The sequence below is a fragment of the Micromonospora sp. WMMD812 genome (genome assembly GCF_027497215.1).
GTDB lineage: Bacteria > Actinomycetota > Actinomycetes > Mycobacteriales > Micromonosporaceae > Micromonospora.
In genome coordinates, this window is sequence record NZ_CP114904.1 from 4,288,587 (window position 1) to 4,309,704 (window position 21,118).

The following is a 21,118-nucleotide window of genomic DNA, read 5'->3' on the forward strand; positions in this document are numbered from 1 at the left end:
GTCACACCTCCCTGGAGTCCGAGCCGGCGACGATGTTGGCCGGCTCCCGCTCGGCGACCACGCGCCTGGTGCGCGGGCTCGGTGGTACCTGAAGATCCATCGGCGGCAGCGGGAAGCTGCCGTGCGGACGGCTGTTGACCCGCTCCTGGACGCTCGGCTTCGGCTGCGGCTTCCGGCTCGGCCAGAAGAGCGTCAGGAGCAGCAGCGCCCCGGCCGGGACGCCGACCGCGATCAGCTTGCCCTGGGTGTCCCAGTCCTCGATCGAGCGCAGCCCGCTCAGCACCAGGATCCAGACCAGGTTGATCGGCAGCAGCACCTTCCAGCCGAACCGCATGAACTGGTCGTAGCGGAGGCGGGGCAGCGTGCCGCGCAGCCACACGAAGACGAAGACCAGCGCGATGACCTTGCCGAAGAACCAGAGCATCGGCCACCAACCGGAGTTGGCGCCCTCCCAGAGGGTGATCGGCCAGGGCGCCCGCCAGCCACCGAGGAAGAGCGTCACGGTGACCGCGGACATGGTCACCATCGACACGTACTCGGAGAGCATGAAGAGCGCGAACTTCAGCGAGCTGTACTCGGTCATGAAGCCCGCGACCAGCTCGGACTCCGCCTCGGGCAGGTCGAACGGCGCGCGGTTGGTCTCGGCGACCGTGGAGATGAAGAAGATGACGAAGCTCGGCAGCAGGAGGATCGCGTACCAGCCGGGAGCCGGGATCTCCGTGCCGAACACGGTCAGCCGGGTGGCGTCGCCCTGTGCGGCGACGATCCCGCTGGTGCTCATCGTGCCGGCGGTCATGAAGACCGCCACGATGCTCAGCCCCATGGCGACCTCGTACGAGATCATCTGGGCGCTCGAGCGGAGACCGCCGAGGAGCGGGTAGGTCGAGCCGGAGGCCCAGCCGCCGAGCACGATGCCGTAGATGCCCATCGACGAGCAGGCCAGCAGCACCAGCACCGCCACCGGCACGTCGGTGACCTGCAACGGCGTGTGGTGACCGAAGATGCTCACCATCGGCCCGAACGGCACCACCGACAGCGCGGTGACCGCGCAGATGACCGAGACGGTCGGCGCGAAGAAGTAGACCACCTTGTCCGCGGCCCGCGGCAGGATGTCCTCCTTGAAGGCCATCTTCAGACCGTCGGCCAAGGTCTGCAGCAGGCCGAACGGGCCGACCTGGTTGGGGCCGGGCCGCACCTGCATGAAGCCGACCACGCGCCGCTCGAACCAGACGCCGAGCAGGGTGGCGAGCACCGCGAAGACGAAGGCGAATGCGACCTTGATGAGGACCAGCCACCACGGATCCTTGCCGAAGTCGGCCAGCGTCGGATCCTGCGCCACGACGTAGAGGTTCACTGGACACTCCCGGTGTTGAGGAGCGGGCCCGGACGGCCGGCGGCGTCCGCGGCCACCGCCGCGGCCGAGACCCGTACGACCGTGCCGGAGGTCGCGCCCAGGCTGCGCCGGACGGTCGAGCCGGGCGAGTTGGTCGGCAGCCAGACGACGCCGTCCGGCATCTCCGTGATGGCCGCCGGCAGGGTGAGCGCGCCCCGGTCGGTGCCCACCGTGACCGGGTCGCCGTCCGCGACACCCAGCGCCTCGGCGGTGCCCTTGCCCAGCCGCACCAGCGGCGGGCGGGCGGTGCCGGCGAGGTGCTCGTCGCCGTCGGTGAGGCTGCCCAGGTCGACCAGCTGGTGCCAGGTGGACAGCACCGCCTCACCGGCGCCCGGCTGTGGCAGCGCGGCCGGCTCCACCGCCGGCGCGACCGGGCGGTCGGTCCGCGACGCCGGCAGCCCGCCCAGCTCGCGGCGCACGCTGAGCACGTCGCCCGTGCCGAGCCGCACGTCGAGCTGCGCGGCGAGCGCGTCCAGCACCCGGCCGTCGGTCATCGCGGCGGTCCGCAGCACGGCCTCGAAGGTGCGCAGCCGGCCCTCCCAGTCGAGGAAGCTGCCGGCCTTCTCGTCCACCGGCGCGACCGGGAAGACCACGTCCGCGCGGCGGGACACCGCGCTGTTGCGCAGCTCCAGGCTGACCAGGAACGGCACCGTGTCGAGGGCCTTCTCGGCCAGCCGCGGGTCGGCCAGGTCGGCCGGGTCGACCCCGGCCACCACCAGCGCGCCGAGCTGGCCGGCGGCGGCCGCCGCGATGATGCCGTCGGTGTCCCGGCCGGCCTGGCTCGGGATCACCCCGGCCGGGATGTCCCACGCCTCGCCCAGCTCGGCGCGGGCGGCCGGTTCGGTGACCAGGCGGCCACCGGGGAGCAGGTTCGGCAGGCAACCGGCGTCGACCGCGCCGCGGTCGCCGGCGCGCCGCGGCACCCAGGCCAGCTTCGCACCGGTACGCCGGGCGATGTCCGCGGCGGCGGAGAGGCCGCCAGGCACCTCGGCAAGCCGCTCGCCGACGATCAGGATGGCGCCCTCGGTGCTCAGCGCCTCGGCGACCGTGGCGTGCTCGGCGAGCACGCTGGCCTCCTCGCCCGGCACCACCCGGGCCAGCTTGGCGCCGAGCTTCTCCAGGCCACGGGTGGCGAACGGGGCGATCGCGTACACCGTGAGGATGCGCTTGAGGTAGGCCTTGCGCAGCCGCAGGAAGAGGACCGGGCACTCCTCCTCCGGCTCCAGCCCGACGAGCACGACCGCCGGGGCCTTCTCCACGTCGGCGTACGTCACGTCGGTGACCCCGGCGACCGAGGCGGCCAGGAAGTCGGCCTCCTCGCGGGAGACCGGCCGGGCCCGGAAGTCGATGTCGTTGGTGTTCAACGCGACCCGGGCGAACTTCGCGTACGCGTAGGCGTCCTCGACGGTCAGCCGACCGCCGGTCAGCACCGCGGTGCCCTGCCCGGACTCCCGGGCGGCGCGCAGCCCCTCGGCGGCGACGCCGAGCGCCTCGCTCCAGGAGGCCTCCCGCAGCTCACCGGTCCGCCGGTCGCGGACCAGCGGGGTGGTGAGCCGGTCGAAGGCGCGGGTGTACTGGAAGCCCCACCGCCCCTTGTCGCAGTTCCACTCCTCGTTCACCGCCGGGTCGTCGCCGGCCAGCCGGCGCAGCACCTTGCCGCGTCGCCAGTCGGTGCGCTGGGCGCAGCCGGCCGAGCAGTGCTCGCAGACGCTCGGGCTGGAGACCAGGTCGAACGGGCGGGCCCGGAACCGGTACTGGGCGCCGGTCAGCGCGCCGACCGGGCAGATCTGGACCGTGTTGCCGGAGAAGTACGAGTTAAACGGCACGTCCCCGCTGTCGTCCCCGGCCTCCGCGCCGTACGCGTCGTCCCGGTAGATGTTGATCTCCTCGGCGGACGACCGCCCCATCAGGTCGATGAACTTGTCGCCGGCGATCTCCTCGGAGAACCGGGTGCACCGCTGGCAGAGCACGCAGCGCTCCCGGTCGAGCAGCACCTGGCTGCTGATCGGGAGGGGCTTCGGGTACTCCCGCTTGTGCTCGTGGAACCGGGAGTCGGTGCGGCCGGTGGACATGGCCTGGTTCTGCAGCGGGCACTCGCCGCCCTTGTCGCACATCGGGCAGTCGAGCGGGTGGTTGAGCAGCAGCAGCTCCATGACCCCCTCCTGCGCCTTCTTGGCGACCGGGGAGGTGAGCTGGGTGCGGACCACCATGCCGTCGGCGACGGTCTGGGTGCAGGAGGCGACGGGCTTGCGCTGCCCCTCCACCTCGACCAGGCACTGCCGACACGCGCCGGCCGGAGCCAGCAGCGGGTGGTCGCAGAACCGGGGGATCTCGGTGCCCATCTCCTCGGCGACCCGGATCAGCAGCGCCCCCTTCGGGGCGGTGACCTCGACTCCGTCGATGGTGAGCGTGACGGTTTCGGTCTGCTTGGCTACGTCGGTCATTAGTGGGCTCCCACCAGCTGCTTGTCCGACAGCTTCGGCGCGGTACGTCCCTCGATGTAGTCGAGGTAGTCCTGCTTGAAGTACTTCAGCGACGAGGTCACCGGGCTGGTCGCGCCGTCACCCAGACCGCAGAACGAGCGGCCCAGGATGTTGTCGCAGGTGTCGAGCAGGGTCTCCAGGTCCTCGTGGGTGCCCTGACCGGAGAGGATCCGCCGGTACACCCGGACCATCCAGTAGTTGCCCTCCCGGCACGGGGTGCACTTGCCGCACGACTCGTGGTGGTAGAACTCCAGCCACCGGTAGGTCGCGTAGACCGGGCAGTCCTGGTCGGAGAAGATCTGCGTGGCCGTGGTGCCGAGGATCGAGCCGGCCGCCGCGACGCCCTCGAAGTCCAGCGGCACGTCCAGGTGCTCCGCCGCAAGCAGCGGCGTGGACGAGCCACCCGGAGTCCAGAACCTCAGGTTGTGCCCCGGCTGCATCCCGCCGGCCAGCTCCAGCAGCTCGCGCAGCGTGACGCCCATCGAGCACTCGTACTGGCCCGGGTTGGCGACCCGGCCGGAGAGGGAGTAGATCATCGGCCCGGAGGACTTCTCCGTGCCCATGCTCTTCCACCAGTCGGCGCCGCCGAGCACGATGTACGGCACGCTCGCGATGGTGCCGACGTTGTTGACGACCGTCGGGCTGGCGTACAGGCCGTGGGTCGCCGGGAACGGCGGGCGGAGCCGGGGCTGGCCCCGGAAGCCCTCCAGCGAGTCCAGCAGCGCGGTCTCCTCGCCGCAGATGTACGCCCCGGCGCCGGAGTGCACGACCAGCTCCAGGTCGAAGCCGGTGCCCAGGATGTCGCGGCCCAGGTAGCCCTTGGCGTACGCCTCCTGCACCGCGTTGCGCAGCCGCCGGGCGGCGTGCACGGCCTCACCGCGGATGTAGATGTACGCCCGGTTGGCCCGGATCGCGTACGAGGCGATGATGACGCCCTCGACCAGCGAGTGCGGGTCGTGCGTCATCAGCGGCAGGTCCTTGCAGGTGCCCGGCTCGCCCTCGTCGGCGTTGACCACGAGGTAGTGCGGCTTGCCGTCACCCTGCGGGATGAAGCCCCACTTGAGACCGGTGGGGAAGCCGGCGCCCCCGCGACCGCGCAGCCCGGAGTCCTTGACCAGCTGGATCAGGTCGTCCGGATGGGCCTTGAGGGCCTTGCGCAGCGCCGCGTAGCCGTCCAGCTTCTCGTAGGTGCCGATCCGCCAGGCGTCCGGCGACAGCCAGCGCTTGGTCAGCACCGGCGTCAGCTTGGCCAGCGTCTCCGGCCGAGGAGTGGTCACTTCTGGCCCCCCGTCTCGCTCGCGTCTCCCGGGTTGGCGCCGTCGGCGTCCGTCCCGGCCTTCGCCTCGTTGAGGTTGCGCTGCTGCGCCCCGGCGTCGTCGCCGGCGGGCTTACGGTCGGCGGCGGGCGCGTTGGCCGCCACGCCGGCCGCCGCGGCCGCCCGCGCGTCGCCGGCAGTGTCCGACGTACCGGTCGGTGTGGACGCCCCGTCGCCGCCCTTGACCGGGGCGGCTACGGCCTCGGCCGGCGCCGGCTTCGCGGCCTCGGCCTTCGCCTTCGCCTCGGCGGCGGCCTTGTCGGCCTCGGCCTTGCTCCGGATGGGGGTGTTCGGGTCGAAGCCCGACACCGAGATGCCGTGCTGCTGGGCCAGCCGCAGGCCACGCAGGCTCGGCTCACCCGGGCCGCCGTCGGCGACCGCGCCCTCGCGCTCGTCGGCGAAGCCGGCGAGCTGCACCGCCATCTCCTTGAGGGTGCAGAGCCGGGCGCCCCGGGTCGGCATCGGCCGCCCACCGGCCCGCAGTTCGTCCACCACGCCGACCGCCGTCTGCGGGTCGACGCCGTCGAAGAAGTCGTAGTTGACGGTCATGACCGGCCCGTAGTCGCACGCCGCCAGGCACTCGGCGTGCTCCAGGGTGATCTTCCCGTCGACGGTGGTCTCGTCGTGACCGACACCGAGGTGTTCGGCGAGCGAGTCGTAGACCTCCTGGCCGCCGAGCACGTTGCACATGGTGTTGGTGCAGACGCTGACCAGGTAGTCACCGGTCGGCTTGCGCTTGTACATGGTGTAGAAGGTGGCCACCGCGCCCACCTGGGCCTTGTTCAGACCCAGCACCTCGGCGCAGAACTCCACCCCGGCCGGGGAGACGTAACCCTCCTCGGCCTGCACCAGGTGCAGCAGCGGCAGCAGCGCCGAGCGGGACCGGTCCGCCGGGTAGCGGGCGATGATCTCCCGCGCCCGCTCGCGAGTCGTTTCGGTGAAGACAGTCATCGGTCACAACCACCCATCACGGGGTCCAGCGAGGCGCCACCGGCGATCACGTCGGCGATCAGGCCGCCCTCGGCCATCGCCGGCAGGGCCTGGAGGTTGACGAAGCTCGGCTCCCGGTAGTGCACCCGGTACGGCCTGGTGCCCCCGTCGGAGACCGCGTGCACGCCCAGCTCGCCGCGGGGCGACTCGATGCCGACGTACACCTGGCCCGGCGGGACCCGGAAGCCCTCGGTGACCAGCTTGAAGTGGTGGATCAGCGACTCCATCGACTGACCCATGATCTTGGCGACGTGCTCCAGCGAGTTGCCCATCCCGTCGACGCCGATGGCCAGCTGGGCCGGCCAGGCGATCTTCCGGTCGGCGACCATCACCGGGCCCGGCTTCGCGAGCCGGTCCAGCGCCTGCTCGACCAGCTTGAGCGACTCCCGGATCTCGGCGAGCCGGACCTGGTAGCGGCCCCACACGTCGCCGTCGGGGTGGGTCGGGACGTCGAACTCGTACGTCTCGTACCCGCAGTACGGCATGGTCTTGCGCAGGTCCCAGGCGAGACCGGCGGAGCGCAGCACCGGCCCGGTCACGCCGAGCGCGACGCAGCCGGTCACGTCGAGCACCGCGACGTTCTTCGTCCGCTCGACCCAGATCGGCTGGCCGGAGAGGAGGTCCTCGTACTCCTTGAGCTTCTTCGGCATCATCTTCAGGAACTCGCGGATCTTGACGATCGCGTCGTCCGGGACGTCCTGGGCCACGCCGCCCGGCCGGACGTACGCGTGGTTCATCCGCAGGCCGGTGATGGTCTCGAAGATGTCGAGGATGTACTCCCGCTCCCGGAAGCCGTAGAGCATGATCGAGATCGCGCCCAACTCCATACCGGTGGTGGCCAGCCAGACCAGGTGCGAGCTGATCCGGTTGAGCTCCATCATCAGCACCCGGATGGTGGTGGCCCGCTCGGTGACGTCGTCGGTGATGCCGAGCAGCTTCTCCACCGCGAGGGCGTACGCCGTCTCGTTGAACAACGGCGAGAGGTAGTCCATCCGGGTCACGAAGGTGCTGCCCTGGACCCAGTTGCGGTACTCGAGGTTCTTCTCGATGCCGGTGTGCAGGTAGCCGATGACCGAGCGGGCCTCGCGGACCGTCTCGCCCTCCAACTCCAGGATCAGCCGGAGCACGCCGTGCGTGGACGGGTGCTGCGGGCCCATGTTGACGACGATGCGCTCGTCGTTGATCGGGTCGGTGCCGGAGACGACGCTGTCCCAGTCCCCGCCGGTGACGGTGAAGACCCTGCCCTCGGTGGTCTCGCGCTCGGTGGCGTAGTTGGACGTGGTCACTGGTACGACCTCCTCCGGTCGGGCGGCGGGATCTCGGCGCCCTTGTACTCGACGGGCACGCCGCCGAGCGGGTAGTCCTTGCGCTGCGGGTGCCCCTCCCAGTCGTCCGGCATGAGGATCCGGGTCAGGCTGGGGTGGCCGTCGAAGACGATGCCGAACATGTCGTACGCCTCGCGCTCCTGCCAGTCCGCGGTCGGGTAGACCGCGGTCACGCTGGGCAGGTGCGGGTCCTCGGCGGAGACCGCGGCCTCCAGCCGGACCCGGCGGCGGTACGTCATCGAGGTCAGCTGGTAGACGACGTGCAGCCGGCGGGCGTCCGCGCCGAGGTAGTCCACACCGGACACCGAGGAGCAGAGCTCGAAGCGGAGCGCGAGGTCGTCCCGCATCACCTGGCAGACCTCGGCGATCCGCTCGGGGCGGACGTGCAGGGTCAGCTCGCCGCGGTCCACCACGACCTTCTCGATCGCGTCGCCGAAGGCGGGGTAGGCCTCCTCCAGCGCGTCGTGGACCTCGTCGAAGTAGCCGCCGAACGGCCGGGACGCCGACTCGATCGGCCGGCGCGGGCGGACCAGGCCGCCGTAGCCGGAGACGTCACCCGAGCCCTGGTTGCCGAACATGCCGCGGCCGGCCGGGCTGGCCGGCGGGTGTTCGGCGGGAGCGCCGCTGGTCGCGCCGACCGGGGTCACCGGCACCGGCACGCCGCCGTCGTTCGGCTTGTCGTCAGTCACTTGATCCCCCCGTGCGGGTGGAGGTGGTTCTGGGCGTTCATCCAGTTCTCGATCCGCAGCTGCTCCTCGCGGCCCTCGCGGACCGCCTGGGTCCACTCGGCCCGCCGGGCCTTGTCACTGCGGTACGACGACGGCATCGAGCCGTAGGGGACGACCGGGATGTCGCCGCGCTCCTTGCGCGCCTCGAGCATCTTGCGGCCGTTGGCGCCGAGCGGCTCGTGCATGATCTTCTCGCGGAGCTTGAGGATCGCGTCGATGAGCATCTCCGGCCGGGGCGGGCAGCCGGGCAGGTACATGTCGACCGGCACGACGTGGTCGACGCCCTGCACGATCGCGTAGTTGTTGAACATCCCGCCGCTGCTGGCGCAGACGCCCATCGAGAGCACCCACCGGGGCTCGGCCATCTGGTCGTAGATCTGGCGCAGGACCGGGGCCATCTTCTGGCTCACCCGACCGGCGACGATCATCAGGTCCGCCTGCCGGGGCGAGGCCCGGAAGACCTCCATGCCCCAGCGGCCCATGTCGTAGTGCGGGCCGCCGGCCGCCATCATCTCGATGGCGCAGCAGGCCAGGCCGAAGGTGGCGCCCCAGACGGACGACTTCCGGGACCAGTTGACCAGCTTCTCCACCGAGGTGAGCAGGACGCCGGCGGGGAGCTTCTCCTCGATGCCCATCTGACGTTCCTTCCTCAGTCCCAGTCCAGGCCGCCGCGACGCCAGACGTAGGCGTACGCGACGAAGACCGCGACGATGAACAGGACCATCTCCACGAAGCCGAAGATCGGCAGGGCGTCGAACGAGACCGCCCAGGGGTAGAGGAAGATGATCTCGATGTCGAAGACGATGAACAGCATCGCCGTCAGGTAGAACTTGATCGGGAACCGTCCGCCGCCGACCGGCTGCGGGCTGGGCTCGATGCCGCACTCGTACGCCTCGAGTTTGGCCTTGTTGTAGCGCCGGGGACCGGCGAAGCGGGCGGCGGCCACGGAGAACAGCGCGAACGCCGCGGCGAGGGCGAACAGCCCGATGATGGGTGCGTAAGGCGAGAGCGACATTTTCTTCTCCTGCTCGTCCTTCCCTGCCCTCGTGCTTGACGAAAATCACACTATTCACGTCCCCCGTGACGACCGCCGTCGGGGGGCCGATCTCTTGTTCCGTCCCGCTGCCGTCGCCGGTCGCGGGCCGGGTCCTACACGGCTGGCGCCACCTTCGTCATCGCGTTGATGACCCGGTCCATCGCGTCTCCGCCGCGCGGATCGGTCAGGTTGGCCAGCAGCTTGAGCACGAAGCGCATCAGCGTGGGGTGCGGCATCCCGTGCTTGGTGGCCATCCGCATGACCTCCGGACGGCCGATGAGCTTCACGAAGATCCCGCCGAGCCGGTAGTAGCCGCCGAACCGGGCCTTCAGCTCCTGCGGGTACGCCATCAACGCCCGCTCCCGCTCGACGCCGGCCGGCCGGGCCAGCGCCTGCACCGCGATCTCCGCGGCCAGTTCGCCGGACTCCATCGCGTACGCGATGCCCTCGCCGTTGAACGGGTTCACCATGCCGCCGGAGTCGCCGACCAGCAGCACGCCCCGGGTGTAGTGCGGGACGCGGTTGAAGCCCATCGGCAGGGCGGCGCCGAGGATCGGCCCGTCCGCGTTCGCCTCGTCCGTCATCCCCCAGTCGACGGGGGTGTTGGCGAGCCAGTCAGTGAGCAGCTGGCGGTAGTTTGTCTTACCGAACGCGGACGACGAGTTGAGCACGCCGAGGCCGACGTTCACCCGGCCGTCGCCGAGCCCGAAGATCCAGCCGTAGCCGGGCAGCAGGTTGTCACCGCTGTCCTTGCTGCGCAGCTCCAACCAGGACTCGAGGTAGTTGTCCTGGTGCTTGGCCGGGGAGCGGTAGTAGCGGCGGACGGCCACGCCGATCGGCCGGTCCTCCCGCTTGGCGAGCCCGAGCGCGAGCGGGAAGCGACCGGAGACACCGTCGGCCGCGACCACCAGCGGGGCGTGGAAGGCGGCGGGGGCCTTGTCCGCACCGACCTCGGCCACGACGCCGGTCACCCGGCCGTCCGCGTCGAGCACCGGCCCGGTGACGTTCACGCCGGTCCGCAGCGTGGCTCCGGCGGCCACGGCCCGCTGGGCGAGCAGGTCGTCGAAGTCCAGCCGGGTGCGGACCAGCCCGTAGTTGGGGAAGCTCGCCAGGTCGGGCCAGTCCAGCTCCAGCCGGACGCCGCCGCCGATGACCCGCAGGCCACGGTTGTGCAGCCACCCCGCCTCGGGCGAGGTGTCGACGCCCATCCGGATGAGCTGGCGCACCGCGCGCGGGGTCAGCCCGTCGCCGCAGACCTTCTCCCGGGGGAACTCGGTCTTCTCCAGCAGCAGCACCCGCACACCGTGCTGGGCGAGGTGGTACGCGGTCGCCGACCCACCGGGACCGGCACCCACGACGATCACATCGGCGTCGTGTTCCACCGCGGTCATCCGCGCCTCCTCCCGCATGCTCGTGAAATGCTTCACAAGCCAGACGCTGGGAGTCTATGACCGGCGTCTCACCCCCGCCCCATCAGGGGTGCCTAAGTTGCCGATGTGACAGGCGGGAAACGTTTTCGACCACGTGGTGTCAGGCCCGACTGGGCGCGTCGAGACCCGCGTCGACCCGGATGGTCTCGGGCAGATGCTCGCGCAGCGCGCCGCCGGCCGCGCGATCCAACGCCGCGAGCACCTCGGCCACGACCTGACGGACGTCGGCCGGGTCGGCGCCGGCCAACTCCCGCAGCTGCGCGATGAGTTCGGCCGCGTCGTCGTCGGTGGCGGCCGCAGGGTCCGCCCGCTCTGGGTCCGTCATGGGGGCGAGCCTACGACGCAAAGTGGACGGAAATCGGATATTCACGAAATAAGGTGGTGTGCCCTATTCGCGAACAGCGCGGTGCAGGGCGACGACCCCGCCGGTGAGGTTGCGCCAGGCCACCTTCCGCCAGCCCGTCGCGCCGATCCGCCCGGCGAGCGCGGCCTGGTCGGGCCACGCCCGGATCGACTCGGCGAGGTAGACGTACGCCTCGGGGTTGCTGGACACCGCGCGCGCCACCGCCGGCAGCGAGCGCATCAGGTACGACAGGTAGACCGTGCGGAACGCCGGGTTGACCGGGGTGCTGAACTCGCACACCACCAGGCGGCCCCCGGGCCGGGTGACCCGGGCCAGCTCGCGCAGGGCGGCGTCGGTGTCGGCGACGTTGCGCAGCGCGAACGAGATGGTCACCGCGTCGAAGCTCGCGTCGGCGAAGGGCAGCCGCAGCGCGTCACCGGCCAGCAGCGGCACTCCCGGGCGGGTGCGCTTGCCGGCGTGCAGCATGCCGAGGGACAGATCCGCGCCCACCGCGTACGCGCCGGACTGGGCCAGCTCCTCGGTCGAGACCCCGGTGCCCGCGCCGACGTCGAGCACCCGCTCGCCGGGGCGCAGCCCGAGCGCGGCCCGGGTCGCCCGCCGCCAGGACCGGTCCTGCCCGAAGGAGAGGACGGTGTTCGTCAGGTCGTAGCGCTCGGCCACGCCGTCGAACATCGCGGCGACCTCGTGCGGCTGCTTGTCCAGGCTGGCGCGGTGGCCCTGCGGTGTGCGACTCACCCCTCCACTCTGCCAGCCGCCGCCGGCCGGACGGCCGCTGGGTCCGCCGACGACGAAGGGCGGGATGGCCGCAGCCACCCCGCCCTTCGGTGAGCGCCGCTCAGTCGGTCGACTTCTCGTCGCCCGGGGTCACCAGCACGACCTTGCGGCGGCGGGAGAGCAGCAGCAGCGCGCCACCCGCCAGCAGGACGGCCGCGCCGATCCCGCCGATCAGACCGGCCTGCACACCGGTCACCGGCAGGCCGCCACCGCCGCCGGCTCCACCGCCGGTGCCCGGGGACGCGGTGCCGCCCGGCGTCGGGGTCGGGGTCGGCGTCGGCTGCGCCGACAGGTCCACGAACGCCTCGAAGGTGGCGTGGTTGTCGCCCTCGTCGGCCTCGGTGAAGGTCCGGCGCTGCGCCTGGGTGGCGACCTCCGGCTCCTCCTCGGCGGGGCCCTCGGCGCCGTCCAGGCCGTAGGCGAACAGGTCGCCCTCCTTGAGCACCGGCTCGGTGACGCCCTGGCCGACCTTCACCCGCACGTCCGCGGTGTAGTACTCGCCCGGCTTGAGGACCGCGCCGGCGTTCTCGCACAACAGCTGGGCCTTGCCGAGGATCTCCTGCTCGACGCAGCCCTGCGGCTTCTGCGCGAAGCTGACGCCGGCCGGGAGGGTCAGCCCGTAGAAGATGCCGGTCGCCTTGCGGCTGCCGTCGTTGTAGACCGCCCAGTCGAGCGGCACGGTTTCCCCGCGGGGGACCGGCTTCAGGTCGGGCTCGTCGGCCACGGCCCCGTTGACCACGACGTTGGCCTGGACGTCCTGCACCCAGGCGGTCAGGTCGTAGCCGGGCTTGGCAACGGTGATGTCGTGGTCGACGGTGTCGGCCTCCGCGTTGGCGGCGCTGATCGTGACCTTCAGCGTGCCCGCGTCCCCGCGACCACCGGTGCTGAACAGCGGAAGGCCGAAGTCCTCGCTCGTGCCGCCACGCAGGTCACCGAGGAGGCAGGTGAACGTGCTGCCCTTCATCTCGCAGCCGTCCGGCACCACGAAGCCGACCCTGTTCTTCTTGAGGCCGGCGGTGTCGACGGTGACCGTGACGGCCTTGGCGTCGACCGACTCGGTGAGGTTCTGAACGGTGAACTTGAACGGCTTGGCCTTCGCCGCCTTGACGCCCTTGGCCAGCTCGTAGCTGATCGGGACGAGGGCGATGTCGGCCTGGTCGGCGGCGTACGCCGGGACGGTCGCGGCGGTCATCCCGCCGGCCGCGAGCAGGGCCACGACGCCGGCGCGCGCCAGGGCCGAACGGTGGAACGGAGTCATGGATCCCCCGGGGTTAGGGAAGAAAGAGGTCTGCTTGCGGAACCGAGCGGACGGTATCCGAGGTCGATCTCCCAGCGCCAGCGCCGACGGCGTGTTTCATCCGTCCGGTCCGGACCGCATGGACAGTGCGGGCGGGATGGGTGACCATCCCGCCCGCACTGCCCTGCGTTATGTGAACGGCCCTCATGGGCCGATGGAGGACGTCTTCAGGTCGCCCGCCGCTCGTCGGACGGCGCCGCCGGGACCATCCGGCGCCGCCGCGCGGCCACGACCCATCACACCACCCGCGACCAGCACGGCCACGCCGATTCCGTCGATCAGACCGGCCTGCGGACCAGCGCGCCGCCGCAACCGCCGCCTCTCCGGCAGCCGAGCCCGGCCAGTGTCCTCGTTCGTGTCCACCGTCGGGATCCCCCGTCGAGGCGTCCCGAACGCCGTACGACCGGACGGCTTCGGCCGGAACGGACGACCTCCGACGACGGACGGTCAGCCCGACCCGCCGTACGGCCCGGTCAGGGCGACGGGCGGGGCCGGAGGCGCGAGGACCCGCGGACCGGGATCAGCGGGCGTCGACCAGCGGCAGGGACCGGCCGGCGCCACCGCCGGGCATGGCGATCGAGGAGAAGTGCGAGACCACCCGCTCGTCGGTCGGGTCGTCGGCCGGGGTGTGGTGCACGGCGAGCCGGTGGTAGAGCGTGTCCCGCTGCGCGGGGATCCGACCCGCCGTGCGGATCATGCCGATCAGCTCGTGCAGGTTGGACCGGTGCCGCGCGCCCGCGGAGGAGATGACGTTCTCCTCCAGCATGATCGAGCCGAGGTCGTCGACGCCCATGTGCAGCGCGAGCTGCCCGACGTCCTTGCCGGTGGTCAGCCAGGACGCCTGCAGGTGCGGCACGGTCTCGAAGAAGAGCCGGGCCACCGCGACCAGCCGCAGGTACTCCAGCGTGGTCGCCTGCGTCCGTCCCTTGAGGTGGTTGTTCTCCGGCTGGTACGTCCACGGGATGAAGGCCCGGAACCCGCGGGTGCGGTCCTGCACGTCGCGGATCATCCGCAGGTGCTCGATCCGCTCGGCGTTGGTCTCGCCGGTGCCCATCATCATCGTGGCGGTCGACTCGACGCCCTGCCGGTGGGCCAGCTCCATGACCTCCAGCCACCGCTCACCGGACTCCTTCAGCGGAGCGATCGCCTTGCGGGGCCGCTCGGGCAGCATCTCCGCGCCCGCACCGGCGATGGAGTCCAGGCCGGCCGCCTTGATCCGGGCGATCGCCTCGTCCAGGCTGACGCCCGAGACCTTGGCCATGTGCAGGATCTCGCTGGGCCCGATCGAGTGGATGGCGAGCTGCGGGTACGCCTGCTTGACCGAGGAGAACAACTCCTCGTAGTACTCCACGCCGTAGTCCGGGTGGTGACCGCCCTGGAGCATCACCTGGGTGGCGCCCAGCTCGACCGCCTCGCCGCAGCGGCGAAGGATCTCCTCGGTCGGGTGGGTCCAGCCCTCCTTGTGCTTGGGGGCTCGGTAGAAGGCGCAGAACTTGCACGCCGTCACGCAGACGTTGGTGTAGTTGATGTTGCGGTCGATCAGGTACGTGACGATGTTGTCCGGGTAGCGCCGCCGGCGCACCGCGTCGGCGGCCTCGCCCAGCGCGTGGAAGGGCGCCTCGGTGTAGAGCAGCAGGGCCTCCTCGGGCGTGATCCGCCCGCCGTCCGCGCCGCGCTGCAGGATGTCGTCGATCTCCCGGCTCACCGTCACGCCTCCGAGCCTACGTCGCCGCACCGCGACGTCGATCCGGGCCCGGCCCCTGCGTACGCCACCACCGGCCGATTGTGATCCTGGCCATCCCCACGGAGGGCCCGGCCCGGGCTGGATCCGGTGGCCGTCCGCGAGGTCGTCGCGGACGGCCACCGCCGGTTCAGAAGATCCGTTGCACGCTGCTCGACGTCCACCCCGACCCGACCGTGGCCTGGTCTCCTCCGAAGAGCCGGTAGTCGGCGCTGAGGTCGCCCGTCGAGGCGAAGCCCAGCAGGGCGCCGTCGGCGTTGTTGCCGATGATGTCGGTGCGCCAGTCACCGGTCATGTCCCCGACGATGATCCGGAACCGGCTGGTGGTGGTCCAGTTGGTGCCGACATAGGGGTACGGCGAGGGGAACAGCGAACCGCCGCCGCTCGTCGCGCCGCTCGACTGATAGGCGCGCAGCCTGCCGTCGCTGAGCTGGGCGATGAGATCAGTGCGGCCGTCGCCGTCGACGTCGGCGGGAGCGACCCGCGGGATCGAGCTGCTCCGCCAGCCGCTGCCGACCACCTTCGCGGCGTCGGTCGACGGGAAGAGCTTGAGGTTGGCGGAGAGGTCCCCGCTCGACGGGTAGGCCTTCATGCTTCCGTCGGCGTACTGGGCGACAAGGTCGGTGCGCCCGTCCCCGTCGAAGTCGCCGGGGAAGATGCGGGGTACCGCCGAGGTGGTGAAGCCGTTGCCGACGATCCAGTTGCCACCGGCGAGGAGCCTGCCGCTGGCGGACAGGTCACCGGTCGACGGCCAGATCTTCAGCGTGCCGTCGGCCAGCTGCGCCAACACGTCAGTCCTCCCGTCCCCGTTGTAGTCGCCAGGAATGATCCGGGGGATGCTCGACGCCGTGAACCCCGTGCCCACGACCGCTGTACGGCCGCCGAACAGCCGGTAGTCCGCGGAGACGTCGCCGGTCGACTCCCACGCGGTCAGCGTGCCGTCGACGGTTTGACCGATCAGGTCCGCCCGGCCGTCACCCGTGAAGTCGCCGGTGATGACCCGGGGCCGGTTGGCCGCCGTCCAGTTGGTGCCGACGTACGGCCACGGCGACGGCAGAAGCGCGGACGTGCCGGACATGTTCCCGCTCGACCCGTAGAGTCGCAGCCGGCCGTCGGCGACCTGGCCGAGCAGGTCGTCCTTGCAGTCGCCGGTGAAGTCGTTCGCCAGGACGACGCCGGCCTGGGCGCCGGTGCCGGCGATGCCGCCTGCGGCGTTGCAGGTGGACGGGGTGCTCGCCCGGACCCAACCGGCAAGGTCGTCGACCCGCGTCTCGACGGCGCCCCGTCGGGTCTCCGTCTCGGCCAGGCAACCACCCTGCCACGAGGTGTGGTGCACGGCGACCAGCTCGAGCCGGCCGTCGACCACCCGTACCGCCGGCCCGCCCGAGTCGCCCTTGCACGTGGTGATCCCGCCCGGGTCCAGGTTGGTGATGCCGACGGTGGTCGCGGTGACCTCCTCGACGGTAACGGGTGCGGCGTGGAGCTTGTCCGGCGCCCACTCGGTGGCGGTGCGGCCGAAGCCCAGCGCCTGGAGCGGCTCGCCCGGCGCCGGCGCCGCGGTTGCGACCCCGACCGGCGCGACACCGGCCACGGGCACCACGAGCCGGAGGAGGGCCAGGTTGCGGTCCGGGTGGGGCACCACCCGGGTGGCCGTCGAGACTCGGCCGTCAGCGGCGGTGAGGTCCAGCCGGCCGACGGTGACCGTCGTGGGCCGCGCCGGCGCGCCCGCCACTGGCGGCTGCCCGTCGTCGGTCACGCAGGAGCGGGCGGTGAGCACCCACTGCGGCGCGACGAGCGCGCCGGTGCAGGCATGGACGTCACCGAACGTCACCTTGGCCACGAACGCGAAGGCGGGGTCGGTCACCGGCGTGCCCCCGCTGACCGCGTTGGCCGGGACGCTGCCGGCCACACCCACCATCACGATGGCGGCCAGGCCGACCGCGAGTGCGCGTCGGCGCGGCCGACGATGGATCCTGACGCCCATGGAGCTCCCCCTGGCTCGACAGCATGAAGGCCGCGCCGGACGCTCGGCCGAACGCGGCGCACTCGTCGTCCAGCGTCGGACCGGACGGTCCGTTGCGTCACGACGACAGGGAGCAATATAGACGATCAAAAACATCTGTGCGGTCCCGTGCCTCGGACCACCCGGGCCGGGGTCAGGCGTCGTAGTCGACCGTCAGCCTGTCCGTGGTCGGGCTCGACTGGCAGGTGAGCACGTAGCCGGCGGCGACCTCGTCCGGCTCCAGGGCGTAGTTGCGGGCCATGGTCACCTCGCCCTCGACCACCTTCGCCTTGCACGTCGAGCAGACACCGCCCTTGCAGGCGTACGGCAGCTCGCCGCGGACCTTGAGCGCGGCGTCCAGCACCCGCTCGTCGCGCCCCATCGTGAAGCTCGACGACCGGCCGTCGAGCATGATGGTTACCTCGGCCCCGGCGCCCGGCTCGTCGGCCGGCCGGCGCGGCGGCTCCGGCGGCGCGTCGACGTGGAACAGCTCGGTGCGCACCGCCCCGTCCGGCACGCCGCGGGCGGCCAGCACCCCCCGGACGTCGACCACCATCCCGTACGGGCCGCAGAGGAACCACTCGTCGATCCGCTCGCCCGGCACGATGGTCTCCAGCAACCGGCCCATCCGGTCGGCGTCGATCCGCCCCGACAGCAGCGGCGACTCGCCCTGCTCCCGGGAGAGCACGTGCACCAGGTGCAGCCGGGCCGGGTAGCGGTCCTTCAGGTCGGCCAACTCCTCGGCGAACATCACCGTGTTCGCCGTGCGGTTGCCGTACAGCAGGGTGAAGGTGCTGGCCGGCTCGACGGCGAGCGCCGTCGCGACCAGCGCGAGCACCGGGGTGACCCCGGAGCCGGCGACCACCGCGCCGTAGTGGCGGGCCCGGTCCGGGTCGAAGGCCGTGGTGAAGTTCCCGAGCGGGGGCAGCACCTCGACGGTGTCGCCGTCGCGCAGGGCGCCGCAGGCGTACGCGGAGAACGCGCCGCCGGGCACCTCGCGCACCCCGATCCGCAGCCGGCCGTGCCGGGCCAGCTCCTCGGGGGTGGAGCAGATGGAGTACGACCGCCGGACGTCCGCGCCGTCGTCACCCGCGGAGCCGGCCGGTCCGGCTCCACCGGGGCGCCGGACGGTGAGGTGCTGCCCGGCGCGGAAGGCGAACGTCTCCCGCAACTCGTCGGGCACCGCGAAGGTGATCGCCACAGCGTCGGCGGTGAGCCGGTCGACGGCGGCGACTGGCAGCGGGTGGAAGACCGGCCGGCGACGGACCGGCCGCGAGATGGTGACTGTCACAGCGCCTTCAGGTGGTCGAAGGGTTCGGAGCAGGAGCGGCACCGCCACAGCGCCTTGCAGGCGGTCGAGCCGAAGCGGCTGAGCTGCTCGGTCTCCGGCGACCCGCAGCGCGGGCACCGCACGGAGAGGGTCAGTGGCACGGCGCCGCCGGCCCGGACCGGCGTGGGTGGGGCGATCCCGGCGGTGGCGAGCTTGGCCCGGCCGGAGTCGGAGATCCAGTCGGTGCTCCAGGCGGGGCTGTGGACCGTGCGGACCTCGGCGTCCGGATGGCCGGCCGCGGTCAGCGCGCGGCGGATGTCGGCGCGGATCACGTCCATCGCCGGGCAGCCGGTGTAGGTGGGGGTGATGGTCACGACCACCCGGCCGGTGGCCGGATCCTCGTCGACCGCCCGGAGGATGCCCAACTCGTCGATGGTGAGCACCCGGATCTCCGGGTCCACCACCGCGGCCACGGCCTCCCTCGGACTCACCACCGCCGTCCCTTCGCGACCGCCGGGGCGGCGCGCCTCGCGGTCACCACGCCGCTCCCGGGTGGGCGCGGTGCAGCACCTGCATCTCGGCGAGCAGGTAGGACAGGTGCTCGGTGTGCACGCCGTCCCGCCCGCCGCCCGGGGCCCAGCGGGTCTCCGGCCGGGTGATCGTGGCCTCGGCCAGGACCGCCGTCACGGTGGCGTCGAACTCCGCCCGCAGCGTGGCCGGGTCGACCGGCGCCGCCGGGTCCGGCGCGAACAGCTCCGCCATGTACGGCCAGACCTGGTCGACCGCCGACTGCATCCGACGGTGCGACTCCCCGGTGCCGTCACCGAGCCGTTTCACCCACAGCGAGGCGTGGTCCAGGTGGTACGCCGACTCCTTGCGGGCCTTCGCGCCGATCGCGGCCAGCCGCTCGTCGGCGCACCCGGCCAGCGCGGTGTAGAGCGGCAGTTGGTACGCCGACAGGAAGAGCAGCTTCGCCATGGTGACCGCGAAGTCCCCGTTGGGCAGCTCGACCAGGAGGCAGTTGCGGAACTCCCGGTCGCCGCGCAGGTACGCCAGCGCGTCCTCGTCCCGGCCGGCGCCCTCCAGCTCCCCCGCGTAGGTGAGCAGCAGCCGCGCCGCGCCGAGCTGGTCCAGGGCGATGTTGGCCAGCGCGACGTCCTCCTCCATCTCCGGCGCGTGGGTGGTCCACTCGGCCAGCCGCTGCGCGGCGATCAGCGCGTCGTCACCGAGCCGGAGCGCGAATTCAAAGGGGCCGTTCACAGGTGCGCCACCCCGTCCGGCACCTCGTAGAAGGTGGGGTGGCGGTAGACCTTGTCGGCCGCCGGGTCGAAGAAGGCGTCCTTCTCGTCCGGGCTGGACGCGGTGATCGCGCTCGCCGGCACCACCCAGATGGAGACGCCCTCCTGCCGCCGGGTGTAGAGGTCGCGGGCGTTACGCAGGGCCAGCTCGGCGTCGGGTGCGTGCAGGCTGCCGACGTGGGTGTGCGACAGCCCGCGCCGGGCGCGGACGAAGACCTCCCACAGGGGCGACGGGTCGCTCGCGCTGAGCTGACCGGTTCGCTCGCTACGCTCGCTCACGCCGCCACCGTCTCCTTTTGTCCCGCCCGCTTCGCGGCGTACGCCGCGGCGGCCTCGCGTACCCAGGCGCCCTCGTCGTGGGCGCGCCGGCGGTGCTCCATCCGCTGCCGGTTGCACGGCCCGTCGCCCTTGATCACCCGCATCAGCTCGTCGTAGTCCGGCTGGGTGTAGTCGTACGCCTGACGCTCGTCGTTCCAGCGCAGGCCCGGGTCCGGGATGGTCAGGCCGAGGATCTCGGCCTGCTGCACACACATGTCGACGAAGCGCTGGCGCAGGTCGTCGTTGGAGAAGCGCTTGATCTTCCAGGCCATGGACTGCTCGGAGTGCGTCGACTCGCCGTCCGGCGGGCCGAACATCGCCAACGACGGGTACCACCAGCGGTCCACCGCGTCCTGGGCCATCGCCTTCTGCTCCGGGGTGCCGTGCGACAGCGTGTGCAGGATCTCGTAGCCCTGCCGCTGGTGGAACGACTCCTCCTTGCAGATGCGGATCATCGCCCGGGCGTAGGGGCCGTAGGAGCAGCGGCACAGCGGCACCTGGTTGACAATCGCGGCCCCGTCGACCAGCCAGCCGATCGCGCCGACGTCGGCCCAGGTGAGGGTGGGGTAGTTGAAGATCGAGCTGTACTTCTGCCGACCCTCGATGAGGAGCCGCACCAGCTCGTCCCGGCTGATCCCGAGCGTCTCGGCGGCGGCGTAGAGGTAGAGCCCGTGCCCGGCCTCGTCCTGGACCTTGGCGAGCAGGATGGCCTTGCGCTTGAGCGAGGGCGCCCGGCTGATCCAGTTGCCCTCGGGCTGCATGCCGATGATCTCGGAGTGGGCGTGCTGGGCGATCTGCCGGATCAGCGTCCGGCGGTACGCCTCGGGCATCCAGTCGCGCGGCTCGATCTTCTGGTCGGCCGCCACGACCTCGTCGAAGTACCCCGCCAGGTCCTCCGGGGTGGTCCCGCCGCGCCGCTGCCGGGCCGCCGCCTCGCGCAGCGCGGTCTCCGCCGCCTCGACCTCGCCGAGCAGGCCGCCGCCGGGCGCGTCGTCCGGGGCGCCGAAGTCGTTGCCATACATGACCACAAGTGTTACAGCTTGCGACTCAAGAAACCAGAGGGTGTAACAGGAAACCGAAGATACCTTCTGTCACCGGGCGACCCCTTCGGGTTGCCGGATCCGCCCGGCGGGTTCTATGACTTGGGTCACGAACCAAAGATGAATCACCGCAAAAGCCTTGTACTGGCCGCATATCCCGCCTTCATGGCAAGTTGCCAGGTGGCGCAATCTGGCGTATGCCACTTCCGGACGTAGACTTTCCCGGTCACACCGATCGGACGACGACGATCGCCGTCACCACCCCGGCCGCCAACCCCCGGCCCGCGGCGATCAGCCGGTTCGTCCTGGCTACA

The 21,118-nt window shown here is 71.6% G+C and carries 19 protein-coding genes; all 19 read right to left on the reverse strand.

The genetic code is table 11. The features are described 5' to 3' along the window. Position 1: 1 nt before the first annotated feature. The 19 genes from nuoH to paaA all read right to left on the reverse strand — a co-directional run bounded on the left by nuoH (position 2) and on the right by paaA (position 20,786). Entirely contained in the window at positions 2-1,354 is a 1,353-nt protein-coding gene (nuoH, locus tag O7603_RS19730; protein ID WP_281571278.1) for an NADH-quinone oxidoreductase subunit NuoH, read from the reverse strand. Continuing rightward, complete coding sequence (locus O7603_RS19735) at positions 1,351-3,837, reverse strand: NADH-quinone oxidoreductase subunit G (RefSeq protein WP_281571279.1); 2,487 nt, start codon at positions 3,835-3,837, stop codon at positions 1,351-1,353. Before O7603_RS19735 ends, nuoH begins: the two co-directional genes overlap by 4 nt. Next, a complete protein-coding gene (nuoF, locus tag O7603_RS19740; protein WP_281571280.1) occupies positions 3,837-5,153 on the reverse strand; it encodes an NADH-quinone oxidoreductase subunit NuoF in 1,317 nt (438 codons plus the stop codon). The genes O7603_RS19735 and nuoF overlap by 1 nt, the downstream gene beginning before the upstream one ends. Then, positions 5,150-6,142 (reverse strand): NADH-quinone oxidoreductase subunit NuoE, encoded by a 993-nt coding sequence (nuoE, locus tag O7603_RS19745; RefSeq protein ID WP_281571281.1) that lies wholly within the window; start codon positions 6,140-6,142, stop codon positions 5,150-5,152. Before nuoE ends, nuoF begins: the two co-directional genes overlap by 4 nt. After that, positions 6,139-7,467, reverse strand: coding sequence for an NADH-quinone oxidoreductase subunit D (locus O7603_RS19750; RefSeq protein WP_281571282.1), 1,329 nt, complete (start codon positions 7,465-7,467; stop codon positions 6,139-6,141). Before O7603_RS19750 ends, nuoE begins: the two co-directional genes overlap by 4 nt. After that, entirely contained in the window at positions 7,464-8,195 is a 732-nt protein-coding gene (locus tag O7603_RS19755) for an NADH-quinone oxidoreductase subunit C (protein WP_281571283.1), read from the reverse strand. The genes O7603_RS19750 and O7603_RS19755 overlap by 4 nt, the downstream gene beginning before the upstream one ends. Then, a complete protein-coding gene (locus tag O7603_RS19760) occupies positions 8,192-8,869 on the reverse strand; it encodes an NADH-quinone oxidoreductase subunit B (RefSeq protein ID WP_281571284.1) in 678 nt (225 codons plus the stop codon). Before O7603_RS19760 ends, O7603_RS19755 begins: the two co-directional genes overlap by 4 nt. A gap of 14 nt (positions 8,870-8,883) precedes the next feature. Next, the gene (locus O7603_RS19765) at positions 8,884-9,249 is read right to left on the reverse strand and encodes an NADH-quinone oxidoreductase subunit A (protein WP_076469129.1); all 366 of its coding nucleotides are present in this window, start codon (positions 9,247-9,249) and stop codon (positions 8,884-8,886) included. 134 nt (positions 9,250-9,383) lie between these two features. Beyond that, positions 9,384-10,661 (reverse strand): geranylgeranyl reductase family protein, encoded by a 1,278-nt coding sequence (locus O7603_RS19770; RefSeq protein WP_281576741.1) that lies wholly within the window; start codon positions 10,659-10,661, stop codon positions 9,384-9,386. Between the two features lie 139 nt (positions 10,662-10,800). Next, on the reverse strand, positions 10,801-11,025 hold the full coding sequence (locus O7603_RS19775) for a hypothetical protein (RefSeq protein WP_281571285.1): 225 nt from the start codon (positions 11,023-11,025) through the stop codon (positions 10,801-10,803). 63 nt (positions 11,026-11,088) lie between these two features. Next, positions 11,089-11,799 carry a demethylmenaquinone methyltransferase gene (locus O7603_RS19780; RefSeq protein ID WP_281571286.1) on the reverse strand — a complete coding sequence of 237 codons (711 nt, stop codon included), beginning with the start codon at positions 11,797-11,799 and terminating at the stop codon, positions 11,089-11,091. A 100-nt stretch (positions 11,800-11,899) separates the two neighbouring features. Continuing rightward, positions 11,900-13,096: an LPXTG cell wall anchor domain-containing protein gene (locus tag O7603_RS19785; RefSeq protein WP_281571287.1), complete on the reverse strand. Its 1,197-nt coding sequence runs from the start codon at positions 13,094-13,096 to the stop codon at positions 11,900-11,902. A 559-nt stretch (positions 13,097-13,655) separates the two neighbouring features. Then, the gene (gene mqnC / locus O7603_RS19790; protein WP_281571288.1) at positions 13,656-14,846 is read right to left on the reverse strand and encodes a cyclic dehypoxanthinyl futalosine synthase; all 1,191 of its coding nucleotides are present in this window, start codon (positions 14,844-14,846) and stop codon (positions 13,656-13,658) included. A gap of 160 nt (positions 14,847-15,006) precedes the next feature. Then, on the reverse strand, positions 15,007-16,860 hold the full coding sequence (locus O7603_RS19795; RefSeq protein WP_281571289.1) for an FG-GAP-like repeat-containing protein: 1,854 nt from the start codon (positions 16,858-16,860) through the stop codon (positions 15,007-15,009). Positions 16,861-17,032: 172 nt separating this feature from the next. Beyond that, on the reverse strand, positions 17,033-18,169 hold the full coding sequence (gene paaE, locus O7603_RS19800) for a 1,2-phenylacetyl-CoA epoxidase subunit PaaE (RefSeq protein ID WP_281571290.1): 1,137 nt from the start codon (positions 18,167-18,169) through the stop codon (positions 17,033-17,035). Continuing rightward, the gene (gene paaD / locus O7603_RS19805; RefSeq protein WP_281571291.1) at positions 18,166-18,642 is read right to left on the reverse strand and encodes a 1,2-phenylacetyl-CoA epoxidase subunit PaaD; all 477 of its coding nucleotides are present in this window, start codon (positions 18,640-18,642) and stop codon (positions 18,166-18,168) included. Before paaD ends, paaE begins: the two co-directional genes overlap by 4 nt. Positions 18,643-18,682: 40 nt before the next feature. Further along, positions 18,683-19,408 (reverse strand): 1,2-phenylacetyl-CoA epoxidase subunit PaaC, encoded by a 726-nt coding sequence (gene paaC / locus O7603_RS19810; protein WP_281571292.1) that lies wholly within the window; start codon positions 19,406-19,408, stop codon positions 18,683-18,685. After that, entirely contained in the window at positions 19,405-19,725 is a 321-nt protein-coding gene (paaB, locus tag O7603_RS19815; RefSeq protein WP_281571293.1) for a 1,2-phenylacetyl-CoA epoxidase subunit PaaB, read from the reverse strand. The genes paaC and paaB overlap by 4 nt, the downstream gene beginning before the upstream one ends. Next, positions 19,722-20,786, reverse strand: a complete 1,065-nt coding sequence (paaA, locus tag O7603_RS19820; protein ID WP_281571294.1) for a 1,2-phenylacetyl-CoA epoxidase subunit PaaA — start codon at positions 20,784-20,786, stop codon at positions 19,722-19,724. The genes paaB and paaA overlap by 4 nt, the downstream gene beginning before the upstream one ends. Positions 20,787-21,118: the final 332 nt, after the last annotated feature.

What these genes read in the sequence shown, in the direction of transcription:
- O7603_RS19735 (WP_281571279.1), bottom strand. Translation starts at nt 3,837, where the DNA reads ATGACCGACGTAGCCAAGCAGACCGAAACCGTCACGCTCACCATCGAC.
- O7603_RS19765 (WP_076469129.1), bottom strand. Translation starts at nt 9,249, where the DNA reads ATGTCGCTCTCGCCTTACGCACCCATCATCGGGCTGTTCGCCCTCGCC.
- O7603_RS19760 (WP_281571284.1), bottom strand. Translation starts at nt 8,869, where the DNA reads ATGGGCATCGAGGAGAAGCTCCCCGCCGGCGTCCTGCTCACCTCGGTG.
- O7603_RS19785 (WP_281571287.1), bottom strand. Translation starts at nt 13,096, where the DNA reads ATGACTCCGTTCCACCGTTCGGCCCTGGCGCGCGCCGGCGTCGTGGCC.
- O7603_RS19795 (WP_281571289.1), bottom strand. Translation starts at nt 16,860, where the DNA reads ATGGGCGTCAGGATCCATCGTCGGCCGCGCCGACGCGCACTCGCGGTC.
- O7603_RS19770 (WP_281576741.1), bottom strand. Translation starts at nt 10,661, where the DNA reads ATGACCGCGGTGGAACACGACGCCGATGTGATCGTCGTGGGTGCCGGT.
- paaA (WP_281571294.1), bottom strand. Translation starts at nt 20,786, where the DNA reads ATGTATGGCAACGACTTCGGCGCCCCGGACGACGCGCCCGGCGGCGGC.
- O7603_RS19775 (WP_281571285.1), bottom strand. Translation starts at nt 11,025, where the DNA reads ATGACGGACCCAGAGCGGGCGGACCCTGCGGCCGCCACCGACGACGAC.
- nuoE (WP_281571281.1), bottom strand. Translation starts at nt 6,142, where the DNA reads ATGACTGTCTTCACCGAAACGACTCGCGAGCGGGCGCGGGAGATCATC.